This is a genomic window from Kitasatospora sp. NPDC091207, assembly GCF_044768625.1.
Classification (GTDB): Bacteria; Actinomycetota; Actinomycetes; order Streptomycetales; family Streptomycetaceae; genus Kitasatospora.
On sequence record NZ_JBIVVS010000010.1, the window covers coordinates 24,430 to 43,749 of the forward strand.

Consider the following 19,320-nt stretch of genomic DNA (forward strand, 5'->3'; position numbering starts at 1 on the left):
GGTACCGGTCACTAGCCCGTCACCCGGTCCAGCAGCAGCCCGCCGCTGTAGGTGACGACCATCGCCAGCATCCCGCCCGCCACGTTCCGCAGCACCGCCCGCACCGGCCCGGCACCACCCAGCCGGGCGCTCACCCAGCCCGACGCCGAGAGCGCCAGCAGCACGGCCAGGACCGTCACCCCCAGCCGCCAGGACTCCGGCGGCAGCAGGACCGCGAGCAGCGGCACCAGCGCGCCCAGGGTGAAGGCGGCGGCACTGGCGAACGCCGCGTGCCACGGATTGGTCAGTACCTTCGGATCGATCCCCAACTCGGTGTGCGCGTGCGCGGCCAGCGCGTCCCGCTCGGTGAGCGCCACAGCCACCTCGCGGGCCAGCGCGTCGTCGAGCCCGGCGCCCCGGAAGAAGTCGGTCAGCTCGTCCAGCTCCCCCTCCGGATCCTCCGCCAGCTCGCGCCGCTCCTTCGCCAACGCGGCCTGCTCGGTGTCCCGTTGAGTGCTGACCGAGACGTACTCCCCGGCCGCCATCGACATCGCCCCGGCCAGCAGACCCGCCACACCCGCCACCACCAGCGCCGTCCGCGAACCGGACGCACCCGCGACACCGGTCACGATGCCCGCCGTCGAGACCACACCGTCATTGGCCCCGAGCACGGCCGCCCGCAGCCAGTTGAGCCGCGAGGACAGCTCGGCCCGGCTCTCACCCGGCGCGCGGGCGGCCTCCTGCCCGGCCGCCGGCGCCGCTGGGGTCTGTCCGTCCATCAGCGTTCACCTCCGATCATCCCTCAGAGCTACCCGCCCACCCGATGATCACTCGACCCGCCCACCCCCGCACGCCCACCGACCGGCTCCCGCCCCGGCCGGCAGGCCCCGCAGCAAGCGGCGCGGCCCGACCGGGACCCCGGGAACGACCAAGGGCCAGTTCGCGAGGATCACTCCTCCGAACTGGCCCTTCTCATCTGTGGGCGCGGACGGTTTCGAACCGCCGACATCTGCTTTGTAAGAGCAGCGCTCTACCACTGAGCTACGCGCCCCCCATCGCGGCCCGGTGGGGGCACGACGACTGCCTAGCGTACCTGGTCCGGGGGGTGGTGTGGTGCAGGTGATCGGGGAGTGGAACGGGTAGGGGTGACGGTGGGATGGAGCGATCGGGAACAATGGGCAGTGGATCAGCGGTCGGAGCAGGGAGCGCGCAGTGAGGGTGGCCGGCGGGAGCGGGTGGGGGCGGCGGCGGCCGGGGAGTGCGGTGGCCGAGGTGCTGGTGTTGCCGCTGGTGGTCGCCGGTGCGCTCGGGGCTGCCGGGGCGGCGTCGTTCGGTACGGGCGGGGGGTGGTGGGGCCGGCGCGGCGGTGAGGGGGTGCGGGCGGACGCGAAGGCGGCCCGGGACGCGGCGCAGCAGGCGTTCTACGAGCTGGACTCCACCCAGCGTGAGGTGCGGCTGGCGGTGGAGACGGTGCGCGCGGCGGAGGACGGCGCGACGGCGGGACGGGCGGCGGCGGACTTCGAGGCGATCTCCGGCCGGGTCGACCAGGTCACCGTGAACTACCTGGCGGCACTGGACGCGCACGATCTGGACGCCGAGGAGCTGGAGTCCGGTGCCGCGGCGCGGGCCCGGCACCAGTTGCAGGACGTGCGGGGGCAGCTCGGGGCGGCGCAGGCGGAGCTGAACGACTTCCTGCAGCGGTTGCAGCCGGTGCTGCAGCACGCCGAGTCGCAGCTGATGCGGGTGACGCCGGCGGTGGAGCAGGCGAAGCGGTCACTGCTGAGCGCGACCACCACGCTGGAGGAGGTGCGCGGCGCGGGGCTGAAGGCGGACGACCTGGCGGCCCGGCTGGCCGAGCTGAGCCCGGAGCTGGGCCGGCTGAACGAGGGGGCGGGCCGGCACGGGGTGGCGGCGACGCTGCAGCGGGCGGAGCGGGTGAAGGAGCGGGCCGACGCGATCGCGGCGGACGCGGAGCACCTGCCGGAGCGGGCGCGGGAGATCGACCGGCGGGTGGCCAGTCTGCGGACCCGCGTCCAGGCGCTGGAGACCAAGGCCGGCACGGTGGAGCCGGCGCTGAGTGAGCTGCGGCGGCGGTTCGCCACGGCCTGCTGGCAGGACCTCCAGCGGGTGCCGGACCAGGTGGCGCAGACGGGGCACGCGGCTGAGCAGAAGCTCGCCGAGGCGGCGCGGGCGCGCGACGAGCAGCGCTGGGCGGATGCGACGGGCGCGATCGGCACGGTGCGCGCGTTGCTGGACACCGCGGACGGCTCGGTGGTCGCGGTGAACGAGCGGCTGCGCCAGCTGAACGAGGTGCAGCACGATCCGAACCGGGAGATCGAGCGGACCCGTTTCGCGCTCCGGGACGCCCAGCGGCTGGCGATGGCGGGCCGGCAGGCGCCGGACCCGCGGCACGCGGCTCCGCTGGACGCGGCGGTCGGCCGGCTGGACCGGGCGGTGGCGACGCTGGAGGCCGCAGGCCGGCACCCCGACTACTGGCACTTCCTGACCGAGCTGGCCGCGGTGCGGGAGACGGCGGCGGACGTGGTGGAGCTGATCCGGGAGGATCTGGGCAGCCACCGCTGACGGGGACGGCCTGCGACGCCGGCCGGCACCGGGCTACCCTGCGGGTATGCCACGCTACGACTTCCGCTGCCGCTCCTGCGGCGCCACGTTCGAACTCCGCCGCACGATGGCGCAGGCCAATGACCCCGCGGTCTGCCCGCAGGGTCACGAGGACACCGTGAAGCTGCTGTCGGCCGTCGCCGTCACCGGCGGCGCGTCCGGCGGCGCCGCGCAGCAGGCCCCGTCCGGTGGCGGGGGCGGCTGCTGCGGCGGCGGTTGCTGCGGCTGAGCGGCTGAGGGCCGAACCGCCCAGGGCCGAGCAGCAGGCGACACGACGGACGCGGGACGTCGGGGGGCCGAAGCCTCAGCCGTTGACGACGGCGTCCACCGCACCGGCGTCCACGCCGCCCCGGACGCGGGCCAGGAACTGCCGGATGATCTCCTCCCCCGCCGCCACGCCCACCTGGTCGAGGGCGGTGACGCCGGGGGCCGTCCAGCCGCTGTCGGCGAGTTCGCCGTGTCCGGGGCGCCAGGCCGCGTCGGCGGCGAGCAGCAGGTCCGCGTCGAGCAGCGAGTCGCCGGCGGCCAGCACGGTCGCGCCGCCGACCCGCCGCTCGACCTCGGCCAGGGCGGCGCTCTTGCTCAGCGGCGCGGGCACCGCGTACACCTTGCGGCCCTGCAGCGAGACGGTCCAGCCGCGCTCGGCACACCAGCCGGTGAGTTCGTCGAGCCAGCCGGCCGGCAGTTCGGCGCGTTCGACGACCAGGTAGGCGAACAGCTCGTCGGCGACCCGCCGCTTGTGCGTCCACTCCGGGTCCGCGCAGAGCGCCAGGTGCTCGACCACCTCGGCCAGCGGCACCGACGCGGTGGCCAGCCGGCCGGCCACCTCAGCCTGCCAGTCCTCGTCCGGGACGCCGTCGACGAGCAGCCGGCCGCCGTTGCTGCAGATCGCGTAGGAGGGGACCCACCCCGGCGTCGGGCCGGGCAGGTTGACCCGCTCGTACTGCGTCCTGGTCCGGGTGGTGGCGGGGACGAGGAGTGCTTCGCGGGCGAGTTCGACGAGCAGCTCGGCGGCCTGCTCGGTCATGAACGAGAGCGCCTTGCCGTCGTGCACCTCCACGGAGAGCAACCGCGGTGCGAGACGGTCGGGCACGTCCAGGGCGAGGGCGCGGTTGCTGTAGATCAGGGTGCGGTCGAGATCGCTCGCGACCAGGTAACCACGGGGACTGCTCATCGGGTTCAGGACTCCTTCACCAGGACGGCCGTGCCGGAGGCGCCGGTCGCACCCCGGCTGTAGCGGGGGTGGATCAGGCCGACACAGGAGTACGGCAGATCGTCCACCTCCTCGACGGGGATGCCGCGCTGGGCGGCGAGCAGCCGGACGTGGTCGAGATCGGCGCCGGTGCCGCGCCGGGCGAGCACCCGCCAGGGGACCCGGCGCAGCATGACCCGGGTGGTCTCGCCGACGCCGGGCTTGACCAGGTTGACGTTGTCGATGCCGTACTCGGCGCTGATCCGCTCGACGGCGGCCCAGCCCGCCCAGTCGGGGGTGCGGTCCGCGCCGGCGAGCCGGTCGGCTGCCAGTCGCACCTCGTCCCGGACCTCGGCGAAGTGGTCGGCGACGGTGTCCAGGAAGGCGCCGGAGACGTCCCCGCCGGCCAGCTCGGTGTAGTGCTTGGCGCCGTGGAAGTCGTCCGGTCCGATCAGGTCGGTGCGCAGCACGGTGCGGGAGATCAGGCCGGAGACGGTCGAGTTGAGGCAGGCGGACGGGATGAGGAAGTCGTCCCGGGTGCCGTAGGTGCGCACGCAGCGGCCGGGGTCGGCGAGGACGGCCAGCTCGGGGTCGAACGCGGTGCCGGCCAGGGCCTCGGCGAGCTCGCGGGTGATCGCGCCCTTGCCGGTCCAACCGTCGACGAACACCACGTCGGGGGCGTTGTGGTGGGCGTCCAGGTAGCGCACGGCGACCGGGTCCAGGCCGCGGCCGCGGATGATCGAGACCGCGTAGTGCGGGGTGTCCAGGCCGTGCGCGAAGGCCAGCCAGCGGCGGATCAGGACGCCCACCGGGGTGCCGGCCCGGGCCAGCGAGGCGAGCACCAGGCCGCGGCCGCGCTCGCGCACCAGCGTCTCCGCGACGGTGCCGACGGCGAGCGCGATCCGGCGGGCACTGATCCGCAGCGCCTGGTGGAACAGCTCCTGGTACTCGGGGCTGGGCTGGTACTCGACCGGCAGGGACTCGGCGTAGTGGGCGCCGCCGTTCTGGACGGCCTCCTCGCGCTCCTCGGTGGGGGCCTCCAGCGGGACGTCGGAGAGGTCCTTGAGCAGCCAGGACACCTCGTCGGCGCGGTAGGAGGAGAACTCCGGGCCGTGCAGCGGGGTGGGCAGCGCGGACGCCGGTCGGGCAGGCCGGTGCGAGGGCAGCACGGCGAGAACCACCCGGTCGGTGACCTGTCGCAGCTGGGCGAGCAGGGACCGCCCGCCCTCGTGCAGCTCGGGGGTGTCGGCCACGTCGTCGATCACCAGCACGACCGCGTCGAAGCGGCGGGCCGGGTCGGCGCCGGGGGCGACGTTGTAGACGAAGCGCTCGCGCGAGCCGCCGTCCCGCGGTCCGTCGTGGGCGGGGAACGAGAGCCGGGTGCGGATGGCGTAGCCCGGGTCGTCCACCGCGAGGACGGGCGAACGGGTGGTGGTGGAGTAGCGGACCCGCTCCGCACCGTTCGCGAGGCGGTCGGCGAGGGCACCGGCGAGGCGCAGCGGCGCGTACATCAGCTCCTCACAACCGAGGACCAGCACGCGGCCGTCCTCGGCCGCCTCCGAACCGGAAGCAGGCGCCGGGACCAGAGCCGGGGCCGAGGACGGCTCCGGACCGGAGGTAGGAGCCGGGGCAGGCTCCAGGGCGGCGGCCAGCTGGGCCGCCAACCGCGGGAGCGCCGCTTCGAGTTGCGCCCGGTGTACGGCGTCGAAGCCGTGCCGCCCGCCGTCCGGCAGGCCCTCGGGCCAGTCGAGGGCGACCCGCACCAGCGGGGCGGGGGCGGCGGCCGGCGGTTCCGGCGCCGGGCCGACCTCGGCGATCAGCCGCTCGGCGCGGGCGAGGATGTCCCCGGGCAGCTCGACCCCGCCGCTGGCGGTGGCGACCAGGTCGAGCCGGGTGCCGAGGCGGGCGGCGGTGTCGGCCAGCCGGCGGCGGTCGGCCTCGTCGCGCAGGTCGACCAGGGCGACCACGACGTAGTGCTCCCGCGGGTACTCCGCGTGCAGCTCGCGGATGGTGTTGAGGACGGTGTTGCCGGTGGAGAACTCGTCGTCCACCAGGACCAGCGGGCCGTCCCCGGCCAGCAGCGCCGGGTCGGCGGGCAGCAGCAGGTGGGAGGTCGCGTGCGAGTGCTCCTCCTCGAACCCGCCGACCGGGGTCACCCCCGCCACCGGGCGGCGGGTGGAGTGCAGGTAGGGGGCGTCCAGCCCGTCGGCGACGCTGTGGCCGAGGCCGGTGGCGGTCTCGGCGTAGCCGAGCACCACGGCGCGTGCGGCCGCCTCCTCGCCCAGCAGCTCGCGCACCCGGCGGCCGAGGTCGAGGCCGGCGCCGTGCACCACGGACGGGCGCTGCGGGACGTGCTTGCCGAGCACGGTGGAGACCAGCAGGTGGGCGCGCTTGGGGTTCTCGCGCAGGGCCAGGCCGACCAGTTCGGGGAGGCGGTCCGAGCCGGTCAGGCCGACACCGGCCCGGTCGGCCACCCAGCGGCCGGTCCACTCTTGCTGTGCTGTCACTACTGGTCCTGCCTTCGATGGTGCGAGTCGTGCGATCGGTGCGAGGTCGTGCGGGTCAAGCGGGTCGCTCAGGCCGTGCGGGCCGTACAGAGCGTGCGGGTCAAACGGGCCGCTCAGGTCGTACGGGCCGTACAGAGCGTGCGGGTCAAGCGGGCCGTCCGGAGCGTGAGCGTGCGGGTCACCCGCAGAGGCAGGCCGAGAGCAGCTCGGCGAAGCTGACGTCCTCCCGCGCCACCCCGAACACCTCGGCGCGCAGCATCACCCGCTCCGCCCAGGCCCGGTGCGGCTTGGCCTCGTTCATCTTGTTGGTGTACGCCGAGCGCAGCACCCCGCCGCCCCCGCGCTCCTGGTCCAGGATGTCCCGGGCGTCGCTGTACTCCTCATGGGTGACCACGGAGAGCGCGTGCACGGCGGGGACGTGGCTGGGGTGGATGCAGGTCTTGCCGAGCAGTCCGTTGGCCCGGTCGAGTTCGATCTCGCGGATCAGGCCGTCCAGGTCGTGCTCGATGATCCGCTGACGCACCGCCTCCCCGGAGGGCTCCGCCTCGGCGAAGGGGGTGCGGCGCAGCTGCGGCTTGAACATCCGCTCCTGGACCGGGAAGTACTCCCAGACCGGCCCGGTCACGGTGAACCCGGTGCCGTCGGCCCGGCCGAGCACGTTGACCACGTCCCCGATCACCGCCGCGACCAGGGCGACGTCGTACGCGGTGAGGTCGGGCGAGCGGCGCAACCCGTACGCGGAGCAGAGGTCGGTGACACCGAGGCGGACGGCGAGGACGCGCTCGCGGTACTTGTCGAGGAGCCGGGCGATGCCGAACAGCTGCTCGCGGCGGGTCTCCAGGTGGGCCAGTTCGGGGGACTCCAGGACGGGCATGGCGAACAGCCGCCGCCCGGTGGCCGCCTCGGCCGCGGCGAGGGCCTCCAGGAAGTCGCCGCCGCTCTCGTCGGTGAACTTCGGCAGCACGAAGCCGGTCAGCAGTCCGATCGCCGGGCCGAGCCGGTCGGCGAGGTCGGTGATCTGAGCGGCGGCGCGAACCCTGATGAAGAGCAGGGGCAGATCTTGTGCGCAATCGATGGAGGTTTCGACGGTCGCGGCCGTCTCGGAGGACACTCCACGCACCTCTCCCAGCCACCCGCCGGACGACTCGCCACGGACTCCGTCCCGGCCCCCGTCACCCAGCTCGTCGAACAGCTCACCGAGCCGCGCCACCAGGTTGGCCTCGGCGGCGGTCACCTCGTGGTCGGCGATCGCGTCCTCCAGGCAGAGCACCATCGAGACGACGCCCCGGCCGGCCTGCTTGCGGATGTCGGCAGCCAGCGTGGGCCTGGTGGCGGGGCTGTACAGGGTCGCGCCGAGGGCGGTGGCCAGGACGGCCGCCTCGCTCTCCGCCGAGAAGGCCCGGGGCTGTTCGAGGAAGAGCCGGCCGCGTACGTCGTCGGCGAGGTGGCCGAAATGGCGCATGGTGCTCTCCTCAGGGGTGCGGGGCCGCCGGTCCGGCGGGGCTCGTGCTCAAGGGCGTACGGGGGTACTCGGGGCGTGCGGGGCGTTGCTCGGGGCGTGCGGGGAGGATGCTCGGAGCTTGCTCGGAGGGTGCCGCGATCAGGCGTGGAGTCGGGCTGCGGAAGGTCGGGGTACGGGCCGTCGGGCACCGTTCCGGGGTGCGGGGCGTCACGATGGTTAACCGGTCCACCGGGCCCGGTGGTTCCCGGGCACGCGCTGCTGATCCCCCTCGCCGAACCCCCTGGGGCCCTCTGGCCGCCTATCGTACGGACGACTTCCGGTCGAATGCGGTTCCGAAACATCGAATTCTCGGAAGATTACCCTCCGCTTCACAAAGCGCAAGCATTGGCAAAGTCCCACGGTTTCACCACCTTCGGTCACGTTGTCCGAAGGGGTGGCGAACAGGCAGGATGGTCGGCTATGACGCACGTGATGGCCAAGGGCGCCAACATCGCACTGCCGGTGGCGGCGGTCCGCGCCGTGCTGCGCTGGAGCGCCACGCCCGGTGCGCCGGACGTGGACGCCTCGGCGCTGCTGCTCGGCGCCGACGGCAGGGTTCGTTCCGATGCCGACTTCGTCTTCTACAACCAGCCGAGACACCCCTCGGGGCTGGTGCGCCACCTGCCCAAGCAGCAGACCTCGGCCGGCACCGAGATCGCCGACACCGTGGAGGCGGAGCTCACCAAGCTGCCGCCCGAGGTGGACCGGGTGGTCCTGGCCGGCTCCTCCGAGGGCGGCTCGTTCCGTACGGTGACCGGCCTGCGCCTGCTGCTGTTCGACGCCGGTGCCGGGGAGGGCGCCGCCGCGCTCGCCGAGTTCGCGATGCCCGAGAACGACGACGTCACCGCGCTGGTCGCGGGCGAGCTCTACCGCCGGGCCGGGTCGTGGAAGTTCCGGGCCGTCGGCCAGGGCTACGCCTCCGGGCTGATCGGCCTGGCCACCGACTTCGGGATCACCGTCGAGGACAGCGCGGGCGGGTCCCTGGACGCCGGACCGGCCGACCGGCCGGCCCCGCACGCTCCGCCGACGGATCCGCGCGCCGCCCTGCCGGACCCCCGCCCGACCTCGCGGGCCGAGCCGGGCACGTACACCCTGGCCCCCGCCGTCCCCCTCGCCGCCGCCCCGCAGTCGCCCACGTCGGCACCGGCCGTACCCGCCAACACTCCCCCGCCGCCGCCGGCCCCGCCGGCGATGCCGACGACGCCCCCGGCCCAGCGGCCGGGGTACGGCTACCCCCCGCAGCCCGCCCCGCCGCAGCAGGGCGGCTACGGCTACCCGCAGCAGGCCCCGCGCCCCGGTTACGGCTATCCCCAGCCGTCCCACCAGGCTCCGCAGCAGACCCATCCGCCGCACCAGTCGGCCGCCGGCTACGGGTACCCGCAGCCGCCCGCGCCCCAGCAGCAGGCCCCGCAGCAGGGCGGCTACGGCTACCCCCCGCCGAACACCGCCCCGCAGGCCCAGCAGCAGCCCGCGCCGCCGGCCCCCGCCGAGGAGTTCGCGCTGCCGCCGCAGGGCCCGCAGTTCCAGCCCCGCTGACAGCCACCGACCACCCGGGCGGCCACGGACCCGGCCACGCACCCGCCCGCGGGCACACACACGCGCACGGCCCCGGCCACGCACCCGCCCGCGGGCACAACCGGGGCCGCGGCCCGAACGGGCCGCGCGGCTACTCCGGCCCCGAAGGGTTCTTGTACCCGCGCTGCCACTGCATCCCGAAGCCGTACAGCCGGTCGATGTCCGCCTGGAAGCCGTTGACGTAGCGCACCTCGCGGCGCACCGTCAGCTGGTTGTCCCCGGAGTTCTCGATCAGCACCACCGCGCAGGAGCGGGCCGCCGAGGCACGCTCCTCCAGCTTGATCTCGATCCGCGGACCGGTCTGCGGCACGATCGTCACCACCGCGTTGGCCTGCTCGAACGCGGGTGTGCCGTCGTAGATGTAGACGAAGATGAGCAGTCGCTTGAACTGGTCCTTCTTCTCCAGGTTCACGTACATCGTCTCGCCGGACGGCGCCCCGTACTGGTCGTCACCGCTGAGCTTGACGTAGGGCGCGTGCTGGAGGTCGCCGAAGTAGCCGCCGAGCGGCTGCACCACACCCCGCCTGCCGTCGGAGAGTTCGTACATGCAGGCCAGGTCGAGGTCGACGTTGAGCTGGGCGCTCTGCTGGGCGTCCGGCTCCATCGGGCTGAGGATGCGCGGACTGAACCAGCGCTTGAGCGTGTCCCGGCCGGAGGCGCGCGGCGCTCCTATCCGGGTGGTCCAGTGCAGGTTGACGTAGAGGTAGCCGGTGGTGGCCGCGGCCCCGGTGATGGCGTGCTGCGGGGTCGACTTGGTGAGCGTGATCTTGTGCTGCCCGCCCGGGTCCAGGGTGTTCCGCTCCCCGCGCAGGTACTCCCAAATCGAGGCCATCCCAGTCCTCCCCCAGGGGCCGGTCGGTCGGTCCGACGGTCCCGCCGCTCAATGATCCGGCATCAGCCCGCCCGCCGGGTACCCGAACTCCCTACCCAGCCACATGAACCGGACACCGCCGGGGCGGGTGCGGGGCGGCGCCGGGACGCGCGGGGCGCCCACAAGCACCGAACGCGGCCGGGCCGAGGGGCGGCCGGGCCCCCGCCCGCGGCCGACGGCGGGTCGGCTGGCGGGGTGAAGGTCCCCTCCCGTAACATGCCGCCCCTTCGGACGCGATATCGTCTAGCCGCACAGGTGTCCCTACCGCCCCTGCCCGGGCGTGGTGGGCGCGCCCGGCGGCAAGGACGCACCGTCAGGCCCTGTCCCGGCGACGGGATCTGATCGCCTGTGTCGCACTGTGACCTGTCCCCTGCGGAAACCCGAGGCCCGACCCGCAATGAACCTGACCTCCATACAGCTGGTCTGGACCGTCATCGGCGGCGCAGCCCTGCTGTTCACCGCCATCCTGGTGGCGACGCTGCGCTTCAAGAGCACGACCAAGACCGAGGAGTCGGGCGACTCCTGGGAGCGCACCGAGGAGCGCCGCCGGCGCAAGGAGATGATCTACGGGATCTCCTCCTACGTCCTGCTGTTCTGCTGCGCCGGCGTCGCCGCCGCGCTGTCGTTCCACGGCCTGGTGGGCTTCGGCAAGGAGAACCTCGGCCTCTCCGGCGGCTGGGAGTACCTCGTCCCGTTCGGCCTGGACGGCGCCGCGATGTTCTGCTCGGTGCTCGCGGTGCGCGAGGCCAGCCACGGTGACGCCGCGCTCGGTTCGCGCCTGCTGGTCTGGGTGTTCGCCGTCGCCTCGGCCTGGTTCAACTGGGTGCACGCCCCGCGCGGCATGTCCCACGACGGCGCCCCGGAGTTCTTCTCCGGCATGTCCATCTCCGCCGCGATCCTGTTCGACCGGGCGCTGAAGCAGACCCGCAAGGCCGCGCTGCGCGAGCAGGGTCTCGTCCCGCGCCCGCTGCCGCAGATCCGCATCGTGCGCTGGCTGCGCGCCCCCCGCGAGACCTACGCCGCCTGGTCGCTGATGCTGCTGGAGAACGTGCGCAGCCTGGACGAGGCGGTCGAGGAGGTGCGCGAGGAGCGCCAGTCGAAGGAGGCGGCCAAGCTGCGCGCCCGCAGCGCCGACCGCCGCGAGCGCGCCGAGCTCAAGGCCATCTCCCGCCAGGGCGGCGTGCTCGCCCGGGCACGCGGCGGCCGTCAGGTGCCCGCGCTCACCGCTGCCGGAGACGGCCCGAGCGCTACGGAGCCTGCCCTAGCCGCTGACGCCGACGCCACCACCTCCCAGACCGGCCGCTCCGTCCTGGAGCCCGCCTCGCCCAGCGCCCTGGAGGCCGGCCGCCGGCCGCGTGCCGCCGTCGGCTCCTCCTCGACCGGCTCCCTCGGCGAATCGTCCTACCTCGGCGGCGGCTCCTCGTCGTCCTCCTACCGCGGCTCGACGATCGACCTGACGGCCGACGACGACACCCTGTCGATGCCGAAGCTGGACTCGCTGGAGCGCAAGCTGCGCGCCATCGAGCAGCAGCTCGGCTGACCCCCGCGGCGGGGACGGTCCACGACGCACCCCCCCACGCGCCACCCGCACCACCACACGCAACGGCCGCCCCCTCGCAGGAAGGGGGCGGCCGTTGTGTGGTGTGGGCCCCGGGGCGAAAGGCTCCGGGGCCCGGGCGCTACTTGTCGGCGCCCACCAGTTCGTGTTCTCCGCCGCCACCCTCGGCGGCCACCCGGCGGTTGCGCAGGACCGACGAACCGAGGGCGAGGCCGATGAAGGCGACGCCGATCAGGCCGGTGACGATCTCCGGGATGTGGTACTCGATGCCGACCAGCAGGATCACCGAGAGCGCGCCGATCGCGTAGTGCGCGCCGTGCTCCAGGTAGACGTAGTCGTCCAGGGTGCCCTGACGGACCAGGAAGACGGTCAGCGAGCGGATGTACATCGCGCCGATGCCCAGGCCCAGGGTGATCTGGAAGATGTCGCTGGAAATGGCGAACGCGCCGACCACGCCGTCGAAGGAGAACGACGCGTCCAGCACCTCCAGGTACATGAAGAGGAAGAACGCGGCCTTGCCGCCCACCTGGACGATGGACTTCCCGGACTTCGTGGCCTTCTCCTCCGCCTCCTCGTCCTCCTCCAGGCCGGCCTCGAAGATCGAGGAGAGCCCGTTCACGGCGAGGTAGGTGACCAGGCCGAGCACACCGGCGAGCAGCACCGTCTCGGCGTGCTCCCCGGCGAAGAAGTTGGACGCGAGCAGCAGTGTGACCAGGGCGACGACCGTGGAGAAGGCCTCCAGCTTGCCGACCTTCTCCAGCGGACGCTCGATCCAGGCCAGCCAGTTGTAGTCCTTCTCCTCGAAGATGAAGTCGAGGAAGATCATCAGCAGGAAGACGCCGCCGAAGGCCGCGATGGCCGGGTTGGCGGCCTCCAGGTACTGGCCGTAGGTGAGGCCCTCGTACGTCTTGTCGGAGTGGAGCGCGAGGTCGATGACCGTCGACGGGTTGAGGTGCGCGGTGAGGCCGACGACCAGCAACGGGAAGATCAGCCGCATACCGAAGACGGCGATCAGCACGCCGACGGTGAGGAAGATCTTCTGCCAGTACGGGTTCATCCGCTTCAACACCGTGGCGTTGACCACCGCGTTGTCGAACGACAGGGAGATCTCCAGGATGGAGAGGATCAGCACGATGCCGAATCCTTCAGCTCCCCAGAGCAGGCCGGCTGCGATCAGCCCGATGACGGTGATCGCGAATGACCAGCCGAAGGTGCGGAGGAACACGGGACTTGGTTACCTTTCGAGTTCATGGCGCCGAGAACGTCGACCGGGTCGACGACGGGTTTCGGGCCTTTACTGTACGTTTACGCCAAAATCGAGGGCAATGCCGCGCAGCCCCGAGGCGTACCCCTGGCCCACCGCGCGGAACTTCCACTCGCCCGCGTAGCGGTACAGCTCACCGAAGATCATCGCGGTCTCGCTGGAGGCGTCCTCGGTCAGGTCGTACCGGGCGATCTCCTGCCCGTCCAGGGAGTTGACCACCCGGATGTAGGCGTTGCGGACCTGACCGAAGTTCTGCAGGCGCGACTCGGCGTCGTAGATCGACACCGGGAAGGCCACCTTGTCCACCTGCGGCGGGACGAGGTCCAGGTTGACCAGGACGACCTCGTCGTCGCCCTCGCCGTCACCGGTGAGGTTGTCGCCGGTGTGCTCGACCGAGCCCTCGGGGCTCTTGAGGTTGTTGTAGAAGACGAAGTACTCGTCGCCGAGCACCCGGCCGCCCGAGCACAGCAGCGCGCTCGCATCGAGGTCGAACGGCGCACCGGTGGTCGAGCGGGCGTCCCAGCCGAGGCCGATCTGCACCTGCGTCAGATTCGGCGCGGCCTTGGTGAGCGAGACGTTTCCACCCTTGGCGAGCGTGACACTCATGGCTGTCCTTCCTCCCTTTCCTCCCGGGGCGCATCTCAGGTCTATTCCCCCGTGGCCCCGCCCGGCCTCCTTCGGCCGGCTGAACTTCCTGAACTCCTATCCTTCCAGTGCACCGGGGCAGCACGAAGCCGGGGCGGCACGAACCGTGCGGCCCCGGGCCGGCACCGCACGAAACGGACGAAAGCCGGCCGGCACGGCACCGGACAGCACCGGACCTGACAGCACGAAGCCGGGCAGCACGGCACGGGACAGCACGAAGCCGGGGCGGTCGCGGACGTCGTGCGTCCGCGGCCGCCCCGGCCCGGTGGTGACCCGTCAGGCCCGGAGGGCCCGCCGACCGGCTCAGACGTTGACGCCGAAGTCCTGGGCGATGCCGCGCAGGCCGGAGGCGTACCCCTGCCCGATGGCGCGGAACTTCCACTCGGCGCCGTTGCGGTACAGCTCGCCGAAGACCATCGCGGTCTCGGTCGAGGCGTCCTCGGAGAGGTCGTACCGCGCCAGCTCCTTGTTGTCCGCCTGGTTCACCACGCGGATGAACGCGTTGCGGACCTGGCCGAAGTTCTGGGTCCGGTTCTCGGCGTCGTAGATCGACACCGGGAACACGATCTTGTGCACATCGGCCGGGACGGTCGCCAGGTTGACCTTGATGGCCTCGTCGTCGCCCTCGCCGGCACCGGTCAGGTTGTCGCCGGTGTGCTCGACCGAGCCCTCGGGGCTGGTCAGGTTGTTGAAGAAGACGAAGTTGCCGTCCTTGTCGACCTTGCCCTGGTCGTTGCAGAGCAGGGCGCTGGCGTCCAGGTCGAAGTCCGTGCCGGTGGTGGTACGGACGTCCCAGCCAAGGCCGATGACCACGGCGGTCAGGCCGGGGGCTTCCTTGGTGAGCGAGACATTGCCGCCCTTGCTCAGGCTGACACCCACTGGTCCTCCAAGATTCGGGAGGCACTCCCTGGTGCCCCCGTGGTGCGGTCCGAGGTGTCGGCGGCGATTGCGCCGAGCCTCTGACCAGCCAACGGACCGATCGTAGTGCCGGGTTCCCGTCCTGGGCGGGGAACGGGCCCGGCGTGGCTGTTCGAATCTGCGCGGGCACCCTCCCCGCGGCCGGATCCCAGCCCGCCGAGCCCGTGCGGCGCCCCCCGCGAAGGGGCCCGCGGGGGGCGTCAGAGCGCGCCGAGGACCTTCAGGTACTCCTGCTCGTCCCGCGCGTCCGGCAGGTCGTTGACGACGCTCCAGCGGACCACGCCGGCCTTGTCGATCACGAAGGTGCCGCGGACCGCGCAGCCCTTCTCCTCGTTGAAGACGCCGTAGGCGCGGGAGACCTCGCCGTGCGGCCAGAAGTCGGAGAGCAGCGGGTAGTCCAGGCCCTCCTGCTCGGCGAAGACGCGCTGGGTGAACGGCGAGTCGTTGGAGACGCCGAGCACCTGCACCTCGTCGTTCTGGAGGCGCGGCAGCTCCTTCTGGATCGCGCAGACCTCGCCGGTGCAGACGCCGGTGAAGGAGAACGGGTAGAAGACCAGGACGACGTTCTTCTCGCCCCGGAAGTCGGAGAGCTTGACCAGCTCGCCGTGCTGGTTCTTCAGCTCGAAGTCCGGAGCCTGGGTGCCGACCTCGATGGCCATGGTGGGACCTTTCTGACGCGACAGGGCCGCGCGGCGGGCGCGGCGAGCGCCATCCTCGCATTCACCGGCACCGATTCGGCCGAACGGGTGAGGCGACGGCGGTCGGGGCAGCGACTTTCGCCCTCGGCGAACGCACCCCCCGGCAGGGCGTCCAGCCCGACGCGCCGAACGGCAGGGCCCCGCTGGAGGCAGCTCCAACGGGGCCCGGCTCGGGGATCGCGGCTCAGGCGCGAGGGGCGCTCAGCGCTTGCCCGCCCTGGCGGCCTTGGTCGCCAGACGGGTGGCGGCCCAGTCCTTGGCGATGGCGATCGAGCTGGTCTGCGAGAGGCCGGCGGTCCGGGCCGCGTCGGCGATGTCGGAGGCCTCGATGTGGCCGTCACGGCCGGTCTTGGGCGTCAGCAGCCAGATCAGGCCGCCCTCGGCCAGGTATTCCAGGGCGTCGACGAGGGAGTCGGTGAGATCTCCGTCGTCGTCGCGGTGCCACAGCATGACGGCGTCGGCGACGTCGTCGTAGTCCTCGTCGACGAGATCCGTCCCGGTGATCTCCTCGATGCCCTCGCGGAGTTCCTGGTCACTGTCTTCGTCGTACCCCAGCTCCTGGATGATCTGGTCCTTCTCGAAACCGAGACGGTGGGCCGGGTTGGACTTGTCCGCGGGGTCCGCGGTCGCGCTCACGGGAATAACCTCCAGTATTCGGCCCGGCGTCCATGCCGAGGCTGTGGCCGTAGTCCACACGGGCGCGGCGGTTCGCGCAAGTACCCGACCCCCGATCCCCTCCAAAGGTTGACGTGTCGCAGGGGGACACGCCGGTCGACGTGTCGCGAATCACACCGATTTGCCCTTCTCTGCATGGGACAAGGATGCTTCGGGTTGCCCTGGTCCACAGGCCGTACGTGTGCCCGAGATGCGAACGGCATTCGGGTCCGCGCGTGCGCGGGCGTAGAGTCTCCTGTTGGCCCTCACCCCGACCGCCCGCCATCGGACGGTCGGGCAACCAGGTCGGACCACCTCTGTTCGTAACACCCGGTGGTGCGGGGCGCAGGCAAGAGCGCCTGCTCCGCGCGCCGCCAGACCGTACCGCCCACCGGGCGGAACGGTTACCGATCGGTAGAGATGACGGATCTCCGAGCGCGGTAGCACGATGGAGGCGGCGCGACACACCTCAGTTTCGACCGACAGTGAAGGAACAGCGTGGCTTCCGGATCCGATCGCAACCCGATCATCATTGGCGGCCTTCCGAGTCAGGTCCCGGACTTCGATCCCGAGGAGACCGCGGAATGGCTGGAGTCGCTTGACGCGGCCATCGACGAGCGGGGGCGCGAGCGCGCCCGCTACCTGATGCTCCGCTTGATCGAGCGCGCCCGCGAGAAGCGCGTCGCCGTGCCCGAGATGCGCAGCACGGACTACGTCAACACCATCGCCACCAAGGACGAGCCGTTCTTCCCCGGCAACGAGGAGATCGAGCGCAAGGTCCTCAACGCGACCCGCTGGAATGCGGCCGTCATGGTCTCCCGGGCGCAGCGTCCGGGCATCGGCGTGGGCGGCCACATCGCCACCTTCGCCTCCTCCGCGTCGCTCTACGACGTCGGCTTCAACTACTTCTTCCGCGGCAAGGACGCCGAGGGCGAGTCCGGCGACCAGATCTTCTTCCAGGGTCACGCCTCCCCCGGCATCTACGCCCGCGCCTTCCTCCTGGACCGACTGTCCGAGCAGCAGCTCGACGCCTTCCGCCAGGAGAAGTCGAAGGCGCCGTACGGCCTCTCCAGCTACCCGCACCCGCGGCTGATGCCGGACTTCTGGGAGTTCCCGACCGTCTCGATGGGCCTCGGCCCGCTCGGCGCGATCTACCAGGCCCGGATGAACCGCTACCTGGAGCACCGGGGCATCAAGGACACCTCCGACTCGCACGTCTACGCCTTCCTCGGCGACGGCGAGATGGACGAGCCGGAGTCGCTGGGCCAGCTGTCGCTCGCCTCGCGCGAGGGCCTGGACAACCTGACCTTCGTGGTCAACTGCAACCTGCAGCGCCTGGACGGCCCGGTCCGCGGCAACGGCAAGATCATCCAGGAGCTGGAGTCCCAGTTCCGGGGCGCCGGCTGGAACGTCATCAAGCTGGTCTGGGACCGCAGCTGGGACCCGCTGCTCGCGCAGGACCGCGACGGCGTCCTGGTGAACAAGCTCAACACCACCGTCGACGGCCAGTTCCAGACGTACGCCACCGAGACCGGCGCGTACATCCGGGAGAACTTCTTCGGCGGCGACCTGCGGCTGCGCAAGATGGTCGAGAGCATGACCGACCAGCAGATCCAGCACCTGGGTCGCGGCGGCCACGACCACGCCAAGGTCTACGCGGCGTTCAAGGCGGCCCGCGAGCACAAGGGCCAGCCGACGGTCATCCTGGCCCAGACGGTCAAGGGCTGGACGCTCGGCCCCAACTTCGAGGGCCGCAACGCGACGCACCAGATGAAGAAGCTGACGGTCGAGGACCTGAAGCGCTTCCGCGACCGCCTGCACATCCCGATCACGGACAAGCAGCTGGAGGAGGGCTACCCGCCCTACTACCACCCGGGCCGTGACTCGGAGGAGATCCAGTACATGCACGACCGCCGCAAGGAGCTGGGCGGCTACGTGCCGACCCGCAAGGTGCGGCCGCGGCAGCTGGAGCTCCCGGGCGACGACGCCTACAAGGCGGTCAAGAAGGGCTCGGGCAACCAGACCATCGCCACCACCATGGCGTTCGTCCGGGTGCTCAAGGACCTGATGCGGGACAAGGGCATCGGCAACCGCTTCGTGCCGATCGCTCCCGACGAGTACCGCACCTTCGGCATGGACTCGCTCTTCCCGTCGGCGAAGATCTACAACCCGCTGGGCCAGACCTACGAGTCGGTCGACCGCGACCTGCTCCTGGCCTACAAGGAGTCGCCGAAGGGCCAGATGCTGCACGACGGCATCTCCGAGGCGGGCTGCACCGCCTCGCTGATCGCCGCCGGTTCGTCGTACGCGACGCACGGCGAGCCGCTGATCCCGGTCTACGTCTTCTACTCGATGTTCGGGTTCCAGCGCACCGGTGACCAGTTCTGGCAGATGGCCGACCAGCTGGCCCGCGGCTTCGTGATCGGCGCCACCGCCGGCCGCACCACGCTGACCGGCGAGGGCCTGCAGCACGCGGACGGCCACTCGCACCTGCTGGCCTCGACCAACCCGGGCGTCGTCGCGTACGACCCCGCGTACGGCTTCGAGATCGCGCACATCGTCCAGGACGGTCTGCGGCGGATGTACGGCTCGTCGGCGGAGTTCCCGCACGGCGAGGACGTCTTCTACTACATGACCGTCTACAACGAGCCGATCAAGATGCCGGCCGAGCCGGAGAACACCGACGTCGAGGGCATCCTCAAGGGTCTGCACCGGTACGCTCCGGCCACCGCCGGCCAGATCCCGGCCCAGATCCTCGCCTCCGGCGTGGCCGTGCCGTGGGCCCTGGAGGCCCAGCGCGTCCTCGCCGAGGAGTGGAACGTCAAGGCCGACGTCTGGTCCGCGACCTCCTGGAACGAGCTGCGCCGCGACGCGGTGGAGGCCGAGGAGTTCAACCTCCTGCACCCGGAGGAGCAGCAGCGCGTCCCGTACGTGACGCAGAAGCTGCAGGGCGCCGAGGGCCCGTTCGTCGCCGTCTCCGACTGGATGCGCGCGGTGCCGGACCAGATCTCGCGCTGGGTGCCGGGGCAGTACCAGTCGCTGGGTGCCGACGGCTTCGGCTTCGCCGACACCCGTGGCGCGGCCCGTCGCTTCTTCCACATCGACGCGCAGTCGATCGTCCTGGGCGTGCTCACCGAGCTCGCCAAGCAGGGCAAGATCGACCGCAGCGCGCTGAAGGACGCGATCGACCGCTACCAGCTGCTGGACGTGGCCGCGGCCGACCCGGGTGCCGCCGGCGGCGACGCCTGAGCACGCGATGAGCCGGTGATCCGGTAGACCGGTGACCGGCCCAGGGGCCGGACCTCCCGACGGGGGGTCCGGCCCTTCGCCGTCCCC

The 19,320-nt window shown here is 72.1% G+C and carries 15 protein-coding genes and 1 tRNA gene; 5 read left to right on the forward strand and 11 right to left on the reverse strand.

Going from position 1 to position 19,320, the window contains the following annotated elements; translation table 11 throughout:
* Window positions 1-11: 11 nt before the first annotated feature.
* On the reverse strand, window positions 12-758 hold the full coding sequence (locus ACIQTO_RS18395; protein ID WP_402388717.1) for a VIT family protein: 747 nt from the start codon (window positions 756-758) through the stop codon (window positions 12-14).
* Between the two features lie 200 nt (window positions 759-958).
* Window positions 959-1,030: transfer RNA gene (locus ACIQTO_RS18400), tRNA-Val, on the reverse strand.
* A gap of 212 nt (window positions 1,031-1,242) precedes the next feature.
* Here ACIQTO_RS18400 and ACIQTO_RS18405 point away from each other — a divergent pair.
* On the forward strand, window positions 1,243-2,562 hold the full coding sequence (locus ACIQTO_RS18405; RefSeq protein ID WP_402388720.1) for a hypothetical protein: 1,320 nt from the start codon (window positions 1,243-1,245) through the stop codon (window positions 2,560-2,562).
* 46 nt (window positions 2,563-2,608) lie between these two features.
* Window positions 2,609-2,830 carry a zinc ribbon domain-containing protein gene (locus tag ACIQTO_RS18410; RefSeq protein WP_329487465.1) on the forward strand — a complete coding sequence of 74 codons (222 nt, stop codon included), beginning with the start codon at window positions 2,609-2,611 and terminating at the stop codon, window positions 2,828-2,830.
* Window positions 2,831-2,905: 75 nt separating this feature from the next.
* On the opposite strand, the gene ACIQTO_RS18415 is transcribed toward ACIQTO_RS18410, so the two are convergent.
* The 3 genes from ACIQTO_RS18415 to ACIQTO_RS18425 form a co-directional block, all read right to left on the reverse strand.
* Complete coding sequence (locus tag ACIQTO_RS18415) at window positions 2,906-3,775, reverse strand: HAD family hydrolase (RefSeq protein WP_402388722.1); 870 nt, start codon at window positions 3,773-3,775, stop codon at window positions 2,906-2,908.
* 5 nt (window positions 3,776-3,780) lie between these two features.
* A complete protein-coding gene (locus ACIQTO_RS18420) occupies window positions 3,781-6,300 on the reverse strand; it encodes a phosphoribosyltransferase (protein ID WP_402388725.1) in 2,520 nt (839 codons plus the stop codon).
* A gap of 178 nt (window positions 6,301-6,478) precedes the next feature.
* Window positions 6,479-7,762, reverse strand: coding sequence for an HpcH/HpaI aldolase/citrate lyase family protein (locus tag ACIQTO_RS18425; RefSeq protein ID WP_402388728.1), 1,284 nt, complete (start codon window positions 7,760-7,762; stop codon window positions 6,479-6,481).
* A 459-nt stretch (window positions 7,763-8,221) separates the two neighbouring features.
* On the opposite strand from ACIQTO_RS18425, the gene ACIQTO_RS18430 reads away from it, so the two are divergent.
* The gene (locus tag ACIQTO_RS18430) at window positions 8,222-9,337 is read left to right on the forward strand and encodes a TerD family protein (protein WP_402388731.1); all 1,116 of its coding nucleotides are present in this window, start codon (window positions 8,222-8,224) and stop codon (window positions 9,335-9,337) included.
* A gap of 130 nt (window positions 9,338-9,467) precedes the next feature.
* Here the strand turns inward: ACIQTO_RS18430 and ACIQTO_RS18435 are convergent, their stop codons facing one another.
* Entirely contained in the window at window positions 9,468-10,208 is a 741-nt protein-coding gene (locus ACIQTO_RS18435) for a Tellurium resistance (RefSeq protein ID WP_402388734.1), read from the reverse strand.
* A 436-nt stretch (window positions 10,209-10,644) separates the two neighbouring features.
* Between ACIQTO_RS18435 and ACIQTO_RS18440 the strand changes: the two genes are divergently transcribed.
* Window positions 10,645-11,787: a DUF2637 domain-containing protein gene (locus ACIQTO_RS18440; protein ID WP_402388737.1), complete on the forward strand. Its 1,143-nt coding sequence runs from the start codon at window positions 10,645-10,647 to the stop codon at window positions 11,785-11,787.
* 139 nt (window positions 11,788-11,926) lie between these two features.
* Here ACIQTO_RS18440 and ACIQTO_RS18445 read toward each other — a convergent pair whose 3' ends face one another.
* The 5 genes from ACIQTO_RS18445 to ACIQTO_RS18465 form a co-directional block, all read right to left on the reverse strand.
* Window positions 11,927-13,030 (reverse strand): DUF475 domain-containing protein, encoded by a 1,104-nt coding sequence (locus ACIQTO_RS18445; RefSeq protein ID WP_402388740.1) that lies wholly within the window; start codon window positions 13,028-13,030, stop codon window positions 11,927-11,929.
* Window positions 13,031-13,099: 69 nt separating this feature from the next.
* Window positions 13,100-13,675 carry a TerD family protein gene (locus ACIQTO_RS18450; protein ID WP_380571056.1) on the reverse strand — a complete coding sequence of 192 codons (576 nt, stop codon included), beginning with the start codon at window positions 13,673-13,675 and terminating at the stop codon, window positions 13,100-13,102.
* Between the two features lie 342 nt (window positions 13,676-14,017).
* On the reverse strand, window positions 14,018-14,593 hold the full coding sequence (locus ACIQTO_RS18455; protein ID WP_402388743.1) for a TerD family protein: 576 nt from the start codon (window positions 14,591-14,593) through the stop codon (window positions 14,018-14,020).
* Window positions 14,594-14,832: 239 nt separating this feature from the next.
* Window positions 14,833-15,291, reverse strand: coding sequence for a peroxiredoxin (locus tag ACIQTO_RS18460; RefSeq protein ID WP_402388746.1), 459 nt, complete (start codon window positions 15,289-15,291; stop codon window positions 14,833-14,835).
* A gap of 240 nt (window positions 15,292-15,531) precedes the next feature.
* Window positions 15,532-15,966 carry a DUF3052 domain-containing protein gene (locus tag ACIQTO_RS18465; protein ID WP_402388748.1) on the reverse strand — a complete coding sequence of 145 codons (435 nt, stop codon included), beginning with the start codon at window positions 15,964-15,966 and terminating at the stop codon, window positions 15,532-15,534.
* 516 nt (window positions 15,967-16,482) lie between these two features.
* Here ACIQTO_RS18465 and aceE point away from each other — a divergent pair.
* A complete protein-coding gene (aceE, locus tag ACIQTO_RS18470; protein ID WP_402388751.1) occupies window positions 16,483-19,233 on the forward strand; it encodes a pyruvate dehydrogenase (acetyl-transferring), homodimeric type in 2,751 nt (916 codons plus the stop codon).
* Window positions 19,234-19,320 lie beyond the last annotated feature (87 nt).